Source organism: Zooshikella harenae, from assembly GCF_018837975.1.
Classification (GTDB): Bacteria; Pseudomonadota; Gammaproteobacteria; order Pseudomonadales; family Zooshikellaceae; genus Zooshikella; species Zooshikella harenae.
This window is the reverse complement of the sequence record NZ_JAGSOY010000106.1, coordinates 1-10,400: the sequence shown is the minus strand read 5'-3', so window position 1 is coordinate 10,400 and position 10,400 is coordinate 1. Positions and strand designations below refer to the sequence as shown.

14 protein-coding genes are annotated in these 10,400 nt (G+C 42.0%); 3 read left to right on the top strand and 11 right to left on the bottom strand.

Going from position 1 to position 10,400, the window contains the following annotated elements; translation table 11 throughout:
• The first annotated feature begins 419 nt into the window (after positions 1-419).
• The 3 genes from KCG35_RS22415 (at position 420) to KCG35_RS22405 (ending at position 2,814) form a co-directional block, all read left to right on the top strand.
• On the top strand, positions 420-1,457 hold the full coding sequence (locus KCG35_RS22415; RefSeq protein WP_215822094.1) for a hypothetical protein: 1,038 nt from the start codon (positions 420-422) through the stop codon (positions 1,455-1,457).
• Positions 1,458-1,592: 135 nt separating this feature from the next.
• On the top strand, positions 1,593-1,787 hold the full coding sequence (locus KCG35_RS22410; protein ID WP_215822093.1) for a hypothetical protein: 195 nt from the start codon (positions 1,593-1,595) through the stop codon (positions 1,785-1,787).
• Between the two features lie 79 nt (positions 1,788-1,866).
• Entirely contained in the window at positions 1,867-2,814 is a 948-nt protein-coding gene (locus KCG35_RS22405; RefSeq protein WP_215822092.1) for a lipase family protein, read from the top strand.
• A 365-nt stretch (positions 2,815-3,179) separates the two neighbouring features.
• Here the strand turns inward: KCG35_RS22405 and KCG35_RS22400 are convergent, their stop codons facing one another.
• The 11 genes from KCG35_RS22400 to KCG35_RS22350 all read right to left on the bottom strand — a co-directional run.
• On the bottom strand, positions 3,180-4,316 hold the full coding sequence (locus KCG35_RS22400; RefSeq protein WP_215822091.1) for a tyrosine-type recombinase/integrase: 1,137 nt from the start codon (positions 4,314-4,316) through the stop codon (positions 3,180-3,182).
• A gap of 4 nt (positions 4,317-4,320) precedes the next feature.
• A complete protein-coding gene (locus tag KCG35_RS22395) occupies positions 4,321-4,533 on the bottom strand; it encodes a helix-turn-helix domain-containing protein (protein ID WP_212722873.1) in 213 nt (70 codons plus the stop codon).
• Between the two features lie 25 nt (positions 4,534-4,558).
• Positions 4,559-4,861: a carbon storage regulator gene (locus tag KCG35_RS22390; protein WP_215822090.1), complete on the bottom strand. Its 303-nt coding sequence runs from the start codon at positions 4,859-4,861 to the stop codon at positions 4,559-4,561.
• Between the two features lie 12 nt (positions 4,862-4,873).
• Positions 4,874-5,098, bottom strand: coding sequence for a hypothetical protein (locus KCG35_RS22385; protein ID WP_215822089.1), 225 nt, complete (start codon positions 5,096-5,098; stop codon positions 4,874-4,876).
• 2 nt (positions 5,099-5,100) lie between these two features.
• Positions 5,101-6,720, bottom strand: coding sequence for a DEAD/DEAH box helicase (locus KCG35_RS22380; RefSeq protein WP_215822088.1), 1,620 nt, complete (start codon positions 6,718-6,720; stop codon positions 5,101-5,103).
• A 4-nt stretch (positions 6,721-6,724) separates the two neighbouring features.
• Positions 6,725-7,120, bottom strand: a complete 396-nt coding sequence (locus tag KCG35_RS22375; protein ID WP_215822087.1) for a hypothetical protein — start codon at positions 7,118-7,120, stop codon at positions 6,725-6,727.
• Positions 7,121-7,155: 35 nt separating this feature from the next.
• Entirely contained in the window at positions 7,156-8,208 is a 1,053-nt protein-coding gene (locus tag KCG35_RS22370; RefSeq protein ID WP_215822086.1) for a hypothetical protein, read from the bottom strand.
• On the bottom strand, positions 8,195-8,893 hold the full coding sequence (locus KCG35_RS22365; RefSeq protein ID WP_215822085.1) for a DUF669 domain-containing protein: 699 nt from the start codon (positions 8,891-8,893) through the stop codon (positions 8,195-8,197). The genes KCG35_RS22370 and KCG35_RS22365 overlap by 14 nt, the downstream gene beginning before the upstream one ends.
• A 2-nt stretch (positions 8,894-8,895) precedes the next feature.
• Positions 8,896-9,651, bottom strand: a complete 756-nt coding sequence (locus KCG35_RS22360) for an ATP-binding protein (RefSeq protein WP_215822084.1) — start codon at positions 9,649-9,651, stop codon at positions 8,896-8,898.
• A gap of 2 nt (positions 9,652-9,653) precedes the next feature.
• Positions 9,654-10,073, bottom strand: coding sequence for a DUF7173 family protein (locus KCG35_RS22355; protein ID WP_215822083.1), 420 nt, complete (start codon positions 10,071-10,073; stop codon positions 9,654-9,656).
• A 62-nt stretch (positions 10,074-10,135) separates the two neighbouring features.
• The coding region (locus tag KCG35_RS22350) for a hypothetical protein (RefSeq protein ID WP_215822082.1) at positions 10,136-10,400 on the bottom strand (265 nt) is incomplete at its 5' end.

The following is a 10,400-nucleotide window of genomic DNA, read 5'->3' as shown; positions in this document are numbered from 1 at the left end:
CAGTTTAAACAGTTGTAGTTGATCAATCTTCAATATCCTTGAAATTATTTGGTTATAAATGACATTTAAATTAACTGTAATTAAAATAGTGAGAAAATGCACTCGTCCTCGCCCCCTGCGGGTTTTGTGTCATAAAAAATTTGTGAAAAGTTATTTTCGGTAATTAATGGCTTGCTAACTAAGGTGGGTAGAGGTATTGACCTCATTTCATAAAATGAAATTATATCAAGTGTTATTCAGTGGAGTTCACTTGTGTGTGATTGACTTATAATATGTTACAGGCTAAATAAAATTTTTATGGAGTTTAAGTAAGTTATTTGTTTGAGTCAAATATGGTATTATTTAATACTGTATGAGTGTGACGTAATGTTTTACGTCATATTGATGCAAATGAATAGTATTAGGCTAGCACAGTTTATATGAACGAAGAAATAATTGAAGGAATTATTGACTCGGTAAAGCACTTTACTAAAAGAGCTGAGTCGTCCATCGAGGTTGATAAGGTAATTGATGAAATAAGATTGCTTAAAGAACTCGATTCTGATGATGTCGTGAACATCGAGAATAGCGCTAAATTATACATAGAACTGGCAGAAAAAAAATACCAGGCAGGATTACTGTCTGAACAAGAATATATATACTACCAATATTACGCTGTAGTGGCATTAATCCATGAAACTCGGTGGTTGAAAGGTCATTACTCAAATGAATTAAATTCAGTCAGTAAAAAAATGCGTGATATCGAAAAATTACATGGTCTTGCTCAAGAAGAATATTGGGCAAAGGGCAATGCACCTCTTGACTACCAATTATTAGCTCAAGAGTATGAAACGGTCCTTGAGTCAAAGTTAGAAGAAGAATTTATTGAGTTTGCTTCTAAGGATGTATCTGAGCTTTTCATAAAAGATAAGAGTAAATTAGAGGCTCTGTCAGAAATAGGGCGTCGTTCAATTTTTATTAAAGATGAGATTGAAAGGCTCAATGATCTAGCTGTTATCTATGAAAGCGAGTCGAAGGTCAATGAGGATGGGGAAGCTTTTTTCTCTGCAAGCATTATGCTGGCAGCCGCAATGGAGGCGCGCTTAATAGTGCAATGCATTTTGAATAGAGAAGATGTTAGAAATGTTTTGCTGAGTATGGGGTTAAGCAATAAAAAATTAAAATCCAAAAATCCATTAAACTGGAAACTAAATATTCTTATAGAGGTGAGTGCAAATGCTGGCTGGCTTCCTGACTTAGAAATTGATGACATAGTATTTAGTTCAAAAATGGTTGGCCATACACTCCGTAGTACGAGGAATTTTGTGCATCCTGGAATGCATGTTAAACGAAAAGCTCCTTTGGCTTTGGGTAAAGAGCAGTTCAAGAATATGAAAGCAGCCTACATACTTGTTTCAAAACTATTAAACTGGTCAAACAATCAAACTCAGCCAACCGCTGACGCGCCGGATGATTAATGAGTTATGAGTAAAACATAAGCAATGAATGCAAATCCATGCTTGAAATGAAATGCTACGAACTTTTGAGTGGCAAGACAAATCTAAGGCATTCTGATCTCCAAAAGTCTGGCCTTTTCAAAAGCGTTGAATCTCATGGCAACAGGGACGACGAATATTTCTACATCTGCTGCATTTGCAGAACCAGATTTATTGGTGATAGCTATGGAATGCGGACAGATAGAGAATAGTAATCTTGTCTATGTGCTTGAGCTGATTCATTTAAAAAATAGATTTCTATGGCCTGGAGTTACACAACACTCAGCAAATGTAGCTAAACAAGCACACTAAGTCATTTGTACTGGGACGCTCAGCTTCGTGCCCCTTATGCGAAACGTTAGAGCCCTGAACTCATCAAAGGAGATAGGCTATGAGTCAATACGCAATCTATGAGGTTAACAAGCTTGTCAAGTCACTGTCATCTCCCTCTGTTGATAAGTCGTCTATTGTCCGCTACCTTTGTGCACTTTTCGCAGAACTCGCCTATTATCACATCCCACAATGGGAAATTGATGGTAATAAGCGGGCGAAACTCATTCCTTGCGAGACATACCAAACACTTGTAATGCATGGCCAGTCTATAGATCTCAATACTCGTTTTCTTGAACTTGATCTACCTAAAGGATTCGCTGTAGCAAACCGTGGCGTTGTGGCGGTCGGCCTTGTTCTCAATCGGCTATCATTCATCGGATTTCGGGGTACTCAATTCCTATTCGATTGGCGGGTCAACCTGTGCTCCAAGCTTGTTCCCATAGATGCTAGTAGTACTGTATCCAGTCGGTTTCATTCTGGTTTCGCTAAAGAAGCTGCTCGAATATCAGAACTCATACTCGATGCAATTCGTGCTTTGAACCTGGGGGATGTTAATCATATCTACTTAACTGGACATTCACTTGGCGGAGCTGTCGCTGCTATCTCAAAGAACTTCTTGAAGATAGGCTCAACTTCTGTATGCATCCTTGGGACTCCCAGATACGCTAATTCTTCGGTGTACAAATCCATTTCTTTTGGTCAGCTTACACATGTACGCCGTTCAGGTGATATCGTACCGACGGTTCCACCAAAGTTTTTCGGATACGCTGACCATCCGAATGAGCTCAGAACTAACGGTAAGAAATACACCGATCCCTCCCTGTACTCATCGTCATTTGGAGGTTTTGTGCGCTGGGTGCAGTTTCTCCTGGGCCGCTTCCAACCGCATAAGATAGAGGCTTATCGTAATGAGCTGGGTGGTACGGCCGGAGCTCAGGGTGCAAAGGCACCTTTGGTTCCCGTCAAGAAGCTGACGACCACAGATATTGAACCAGCTATAGCATGAATAGCTGCATGCATGTAGGGAGTGAACATTTGCATGTAAACAGATAGTAAAAACGTGCTACTCGTTCCTCTTTATGATTTTTGCTGCTATTGATGCGAAGCGTCAAGCTTTTTAAACCTATACGAACAGTTCTTGCATTCAGTTAGATATACAATGTTTGTTGTATACTTTTTGGTAAAGACAAACTCTAACCTATTGATCTTTATATGTTTTATATTTGAAATTATTTTGTATTAAAAATATAAATATACTATAAAATCAATAAATTATATGTAAATATCTATAAGATGGGGTTGTGATGTTCACTTAATTTTCCAGTCATCGCAAAGCGCATAAATACTGTTTGAATGGCCTTTTTCCTGCTTTTACTCATCAGGCTTCACTTTTAACAATTGAATGGGTAAATCTGCATTACACTCCGTCCACCGGTTTTCATGCCCATCCAGATAGACATTGGTCATCTTTTCCGAAGTATGACCCATTAACTTGCGGATATATGACTTTTCAAAACCTTGTTGCTCATACAGGTAACCACCTAGCGAACGGATCTCATGAAAGGTCGGTCTTTCAGAAGGATCAATACTCTTAAATAAACTGGTCTTATCCCGCGTTTTGGTAAATGCCCGGCTTAAAAAGTCCCGTCTTACAGCCGTGTGATGTTGGTTGCGCTTAGTCTGGTTGGTTCGAGATAGTGATTCACGATGTACAAGATGTGGGCTATGAATACCCGACTGTTTGGCCCGATCAATAATGGTGTTTAGAAGAGGATTTAAAGTAATGGCAAGATAGGCCGATTCACCATGCTTCTCGGTTTTCTCCTGAATGACGAACATCTTGCCATCATGAATGTCTTCAAACTTCAACTTACAGACATCGCCCGCCCGTTGTAGGGTAATAAGACTTAAATCCATGGCATTGCGTAGCCAAGGCTCTGCATGGGTATAAATGGCATGATACTGCTTTAGCGTGAGACGACGCCGTTTCTTTTGTACTTGCTTGTTTAAAGTCACTTCAGCGGGGTTGTTATCCATTAACCCTTTGGTAATGGCAAACCGGCACAACTGGACCAGAATCGAGCGATGTTGACGATAACTGTCACCCTTAAAATTCAGGTCTAAATAATCCGCGACAAACTGCACTGTGAGCTCATCCAGCGCTCGTCCGCCAATATCACGTTCAACACGGCCTAAGCGGTAAAGCGTATTATCACGGGAACGTGCTTTTAAATTTCTTAAGGGTAAATATTCCTCTTTAAAGCGTTCAATTAAAAAGGCCAGGTTGGTGCGATGGTCATCCACGACACGTTCCACCAGGAAATTATGCTCGGCAAGACGACTATTTAACAACCGCGCAGCGGTTTGTGCTTTTGCGCGATCACTACCCATCGGGAAATACTTTCCAGTGCGAGGATGCCGATAGCGGTAATACTTATTATTGGCACCATAGGTGTATAAGTTAGGTTCCAACCCTTTATTTTTATGTGAACGTTTACGAGGTGTCATGTCTTTAACCCATTAATACGCGATCAACTAATGCATTACCTGTGGTGTGGTTTCTTTCAGCATTGACGTCGATATACCATAATCCACCCACCTTAGTGGCAGGAAGACGGCCATTACGACATAAACGCTGTACGGTTAAACGACTGGGTGCTCCAGCAATAAAACGGTGCTTAATCCACTCATCCACCGAAATCAAATTGGGTTTTGGTGCGTTCATCTTTTTCCCCTTATTTATTAAATAATTAAGCAGCCATTCTTTTTTGACGATTTCTTAAATACACTTTTTCCCGCAAAATAATGATATTGCTAGGCGCATCAAAACCAATACGAATTTGGTGACGACTATTTCTTTCCAGAAGAAAAAGAGTTAATGGTATGGTTTCAAGCGTGAGTTTATCGCCAATACTGAGCCACTGGTTATAATCGAGCTGAGGACCTTTAATCATAATTCGTGCTCTATGTTGGTAGTCTTTTTCAGCGAAGGTCAGAATGGTATGCTCGTTGATAAACGCTCTTTCTGAACGGCGAAACGTTAAAATTAACATTTTTATTTCTCCTCAGTGGACAGTATTCACTGCTTTGACAGGTACGCCTTGCAGGGTAAAGGGTGGTTGATAGTGGCACTGGGCCATGTCTTTCGTTAGTTCTTTAAACTCATCAGGATGAACAGTGACACACGGCGGTCGTCGCTTTTTCGCGAGCTGATAATATTCAATATATTGCTGGACGCGGTGTATTGTTTTTGCAGATTTTTTTGATAAAAAAGTACGACAAATTTCCATAATTAAGCACTCGCTTGTTGAGGTGATTCGGAAAAATCGTAATTTAATATGTGCGGGTATTGTTCGGTTTGGCTGACCTGTACGGCATTGGGTATTTTTAACGTCGGCGCATCCTGTAATGCTTCTTCAGTGGAGCGGGGCAATTGTCCACCTAAGCCCGCGCGTTTAAACCACCATTTCGCCGCTTTCGCCTTGGCATAGCCTTTATGTTCGAAGCACACCCATTCATTGACGAACTCAAAACCACAGCGATACGTGACTTTTAACGACGGTGGGGCATTTAATTTACGGTGAATGCTATACGACACATCAGTAACACTGAGCCACACGGGTTTAATTTGTGATTTTAATAGTGCACCTTTTGATGCTTGATCGTTATGAGGCAGTGATTCACTGGCTGGAAAGGAATACCCACAGCTAGGACATTCCCGCAAAATAGCTTGTAACAGTGACTCACACTTGGGGCATTGTTTGGTGGGTGCTTCACCAGACTCGCCATTTTTACGGGATTTAGACTTAGGTGGTTGAATATTATCAATCGGTCCATGCCGTTCGATATTGTCGCCATAATCCAATACCAGGCAATCGGTTTTATCCGTCTTGGGTGAAATACGTAAGCCTCTTCCCAATATCTGCACATACAAGCCTGGAGAGTGAATAGCGCGTAAAATGGCAATTAAATCCGTCCTTGGTGCATCAAAACCGGTGGTTAACACGCCCTGACTCACTAAACACCGAATACGGCCTTGTTTATAGTCTTCAATTAATTGAGAGCGTAAACCAATAGGTGTCTGACCATGGACACACTCGGCCTGTATACCATGGTCTTTGAGCATGGTAATAATCTGCAAGCAGTGATTCACCGACACACCAAAAATTAACCAGGCTTTACGATCCTGTCCCCACTCGCTGATTTCTTTTAACGCTTTACGGGTGAGGTCCTGAGCATTTAAGGCTTTTTCTAAATCTCGAGTGACAAACTCACCCTGGCGAATACTCACGTTCGTTAAATCAATTTGCTCAGTGCCGGGTTGCGAAATTAACGGGGATAAAAAGCCCTGATCAATGAGTTTTTGAATATCGACGTTGTATACCACATCATTAAATAACGCGCCTTCGCCCTCAGTTAATAACCCCGTTTTCATGCGGTAAGGCGTAGCCGTAAAACCGACTAATTTCACCAAGGGATTCATTAATTTCGCATCATTTAAAAAGCGGGTGTACATACTGTCGTCTTTACCTGCATTAATTAAATGGCACTCATCGACGATAATGATATTAAAGGGACCCAAATCAAACGCCTTGTTATATACCGATTGAATCCCAGCAAATAACACATCGGCTTGATGATCTTTACGCCTTAAACTGGCCGAATAAATACCCGAGGGGCAGGTGGGCCAGAGCTGATTTAATTTTGCGTAATTTTGTTCCAGGATCTCTTTGACATGGCTGAGCATTAGTACCCGTTGGTTGGGAAACTGCATCACCCGGCGAATAAACTCAGCAATAATCACCGATTTACCGCCGCCGGTGGGCACACAAACCAACGGATTACCTTGCTGTTGTTGCCAATAGTGATAAATAGCACTTAAGGATTCGTCCTGATACCAGCGTAATTTCATTGTTTCATCCTTGAAAGTGATTGATATGGCTTTCGTATTTATGTTTACAGCGTCGGCTACACCACACGTTATCCTGATCAAATTCCAGCTCGCGAAGTTTTGATTTTTTTAGGCGATGTATATAGAGAGGTTGGTCGCAGTTAACACAGTGTAACCACCAACCTCTCATCATTAACTCAGCGGCAGGGACATAACCCAACGTGGCGTAATGATCAAATGCAGAGACTCGCTTTGGTGGATCAGTGTATTGGGGATCTAACTTAAAACGCACACAGGCAAGGTTTAATGCGCCTTCTTCAGTGACATGAAAAATAACATGTTCTCGATCTTCATCTTCAACAATAAGCCAAGCAAGACAGGGTAATCTTAGGTGAGCAATTAATTGATGAGCTGAATCCATGACAGACTCCTTTTGACGAATTTAATTAATTTTTATTAAGCAGCATCATTCACGAGCTGGGCATTAAACGTCGTGCGTAAAGTTTGAATGTGGTTGTCAGTTAATAAGGTTTTATCTTCGACTGCGCGTAATTCACAGCTGTTAAACTGCTCAGGCGCTTCACCCGTGATAAAGCATTCACCGGTTTTTTTAAGGCGATAACGAATCCAGTATTCACCACTATCAATCACCTCAGCAAAGCTTTGAATTAAATCGGGAATAAATAAATGAGCCTGACAGCCAACGCGTTGATTATTTTCAGGGATTAATAAATTAAAGCGTGCACAATGCCATTGGCCCTGATCAACTGCTGATGCATGTAAACAGGTTCGGCAATTCACGGCAGGGACTTGCTCACCATGACAAATAGCATGATGGTCACAGAGTTTGCACTCGTACCAGCTGGAATCATCATTTATTTTTTCCAGTGGCTGATCACTGGCAATAATGCGTGCCGCTTTGGTTAATGTGTTTTCAGCATAGGATTTGTCGTACTTAACCCGCTCTCCATACAATGCATCCGTGTTTTTATTGACGGCAATATAATAAGCGCGGTCAATCTGCTGCAGGTGCATATACACTTGCATCTGGGTAAAGTGCTGCGGTTTACTTTTTTGTACGCCGTCTTTTTCTAATGCTTTAAAACTCTTTTCGCTGTGGGTTTTCATTTCGATGATATGCCACTGGCTTGGGGCTTCTAAAAAGCCATGGCCCATGCCATCCATTGAACCGCCAAAGTGTTCCTGGCAAGCAGACACGCGAAATTGTTTTCCAGTATTTGGGTCCACGGTCCAGACCTTAATTCCTATAGCCCGTAAATTCGCGGCAAAACGGTCTTCCGCTAAATGGCCGGTTTCAAATAAACGCAGCATTTGCCCTTTATGACTTTTTATTGAACACCAATGGACGTCATACCAGAGTGCACGTTCACAGCTTTTACCGATGATTGACGCCCCTAAATGGGCGCGCCAACCATGGCCAGTCTGTTGCTGCTCATAATGCTGATAAATCGCATTAATGGTGCTGTGCTGAGACTCAGGCAGTTGCATGGCTCTGATTCCATACCGGTTGTTCAAAATTCCCTGCAGGTGGATTTGAAGGCACTTGCTGGGTATTGATGGGTGGTTGCTGTTGTTGTTGTGCCTGGTTAGGTGATGGATTATTCCCTTGCACAAACTGGCTTGCTTGTAAGGGCATTGAGGCTTGCTGTGGGGCTTGATTAACCTGCTGAGTAGGTGGCATCTGATGAACAACACTAGGTGTTTGTTGCTGTTGCATGCCAGTTTTTTGCGTAGGTGGCATATTACCCATTGGGCTCGCCGCCGTACTCTGATAACTGTCTTTAGACGCCCAACCCCGTATGACATTTTCTGGCTCATTGGATTGTTTGTTATTGCGTATGGTGACTTTGATGACTAAGGGCTGATTTAATAATTGGTCAGAGTCCTGCACATTCGGATTACCCAACGCTTGGCCTATAGCGGAAATAGCCCGACGACCAATATTCTCCGCTTGCTGATTAGGATGACTAATATTTTGATTATCAAATACCCGACGTTCGGCGTATTGGCCTTCTAAAATAATGTACGAAAAAGCGATGTAATGACCCGTGCCCGCTTTATTCATTTTAACGTCAGCTTTGTCGATCATTGCTAAATAATCGCCGGCAGGAATGGGGGTAAAAAAATTAATGTTGGGATCGTATGCTTGGGTTGAAAAACCTAAATTTGCCATGATTAAACTCCAGATTGATGATGAGGTAAGGCCTGTGAAAATACATCCCATTGCAGAGGGATTTCTGGGGGCAGGCCATAACGGTTTTTAGCTAAAAAGGCGGGTGATTCCTGGGTATATAAAACACGTTGTCCGGTGGTAATGCCGCGTGTCACTTCGTTGCCAAAACCGACATCGGTCTTTTTCACGACAGTTTTAAAATTGGTGAATAACACGCAATCCACTGATTCTTGAATTAAGGCACTGGCCCGGTCATGTAATTTAATTTGGTAACGGTCATAGGGCTCAGTTTCCGGTGAATCAAAGCGTTTCACCTGGGTATGGGCAATTAAAATAATGGCCATGTTTTTTTCATTACGCAGCGCATCGAGCCAGGCTAAACATTGTCGCCAAGAGGTGAGCGCTTCACCGTAACCCTTGCCATAACCAAAGTCCTCAATACTGCTCTTGCCGTGCTGTTGGGCTGTGTAAGTCCAAATCAGTGGTTCCAAATGGTCCAGGGAATCAATGACCACGGTTTGAAATTCATGCTGTTCCTGATACAACGCCTGTAGAGCACCGATGACATCCAGAAAGCTGGTTAATAATGGAAAGGCATTGACCTGTAATGCACCCGCGCCATCTTCGGTAAATAAAAAAATGGGATTCGGTGCACTGGCGGCAAAGGTGGTTTTACCTAAACCATGGCTGCCGTATAGCACCATGCGCGGCGCTTTGAGCGCCTGCGTTAAACCTATATTTGCAAGTGACAGTGCCATGATTACTCCTCCAGGGCGTCAACTTTGACGCTGGTTTTAGCGGGCTTAGACTCAATGGCATAGGCCACTGCGTTATATTCTTTGGGAAATTGTTTTTTTAAGTGCTTTAACGCGGTGACATTCACCTCGAATTTAAGGCGAAAAATCGAATTAAAGATTTCTGGTGTAACCACTTCTTTTACTGTGCCTAAGTGTTTTGTAATGACTTTACGATCGATTTTCCCAGTGGTAGTGACTTTAAAAAAAGAGGTTTCATGCGCGGTTGAACCTTCTTCCTGTGCTCCTACCAGGTTAATTAATTCGCGCTCGATAAAGGTTTTTTCCTGATTTAAATCGGTGATCTGCTGTTTGATGTCCTGCAGTTTTTGGGCGTAAAAGTCCACCATGCGCACCGGGTCGGGCGCTGCCATTGTCATATTCATTGTGGTAACCTCTGAAAAATCAGGTTATTAAGTTGAATTTATTAATTAAAATTAAATTATATTTAAGCCGCTTCGAGCGTCATTAATTTAAGGTGCTTTAACGTTTTATAATAATTCGCAAAGGCGAGTACATCGGAAAAACATTCCACATGCTCAACATCGAACGGCATATAACGGGCGAGGAAGGCCTGTAATAAATCGACGGGGATCGTGTTAACGTCTTTATTTTCCACCAACACCATGTGTGAGGCTTTATCAAATAAAATATAAAAATACTGCAGGTTGGATTTATGAGTAATCACCACGCGCACTAATACATGCTGAGGG

Excerpts from the sequence above, each read along its gene's own strand:
- KCG35_RS22415 (WP_215822094.1), top strand. The coding sequence starts at position 420 with ATGAACGAAGAAATAATTGAAGGAATTATTGACTCGGTAAAGCACTTT.
- KCG35_RS22410 (WP_215822093.1), top strand. The coding sequence starts at position 1,593 with ATGGCAACAGGGACGACGAATATTTCTACATCTGCTGCATTTGCAGAA.
- KCG35_RS22405 (WP_215822092.1), top strand. The coding sequence starts at position 1,867 with ATGAGTCAATACGCAATCTATGAGGTTAACAAGCTTGTCAAGTCACTG.
- KCG35_RS22400 (WP_215822091.1), bottom strand. The coding sequence starts at position 4,316 with ATGACACCTCGTAAACGTTCACATAAAAATAAAGGGTTGGAACCTAAC.
- KCG35_RS22395 (WP_212722873.1), bottom strand. The coding sequence starts at position 4,533 with ATGAACGCACCAAAACCCAATTTGATTTCGGTGGATGAGTGGATTAAG.
- KCG35_RS22390 (WP_215822090.1), bottom strand. The coding sequence starts at position 4,861 with ATGTTAATTTTAACGTTTCGCCGTTCAGAAAGAGCGTTTATCAACGAG.
- KCG35_RS22385 (WP_215822089.1), bottom strand. The coding sequence starts at position 5,098 with ATGGAAATTTGTCGTACTTTTTTATCAAAAAAATCTGCAAAAACAATA.
- KCG35_RS22380 (WP_215822088.1), bottom strand. The coding sequence starts at position 6,720 with ATGAAATTACGCTGGTATCAGGACGAATCCTTAAGTGCTATTTATCAC.
- KCG35_RS22375 (WP_215822087.1), bottom strand. The coding sequence starts at position 7,120 with ATGGATTCAGCTCATCAATTAATTGCTCACCTAAGATTACCCTGTCTT.
- KCG35_RS22370 (WP_215822086.1), bottom strand. The coding sequence starts at position 8,208 with ATGCAACTGCCTGAGTCTCAGCACAGCACCATTAATGCGATTTATCAG.
- KCG35_RS22365 (WP_215822085.1), bottom strand. The coding sequence starts at position 8,893 with ATGGCAAATTTAGGTTTTTCAACCCAAGCATACGATCCCAACATTAAT.
- KCG35_RS22360 (WP_215822084.1), bottom strand. The coding sequence starts at position 9,651 with ATGGCACTGTCACTTGCAAATATAGGTTTAACGCAGGCGCTCAAAGCG.
- KCG35_RS22355 (WP_215822083.1), bottom strand. The coding sequence starts at position 10,073 with ATGAATATGACAATGGCAGCGCCCGACCCGGTGCGCATGGTGGACTTT.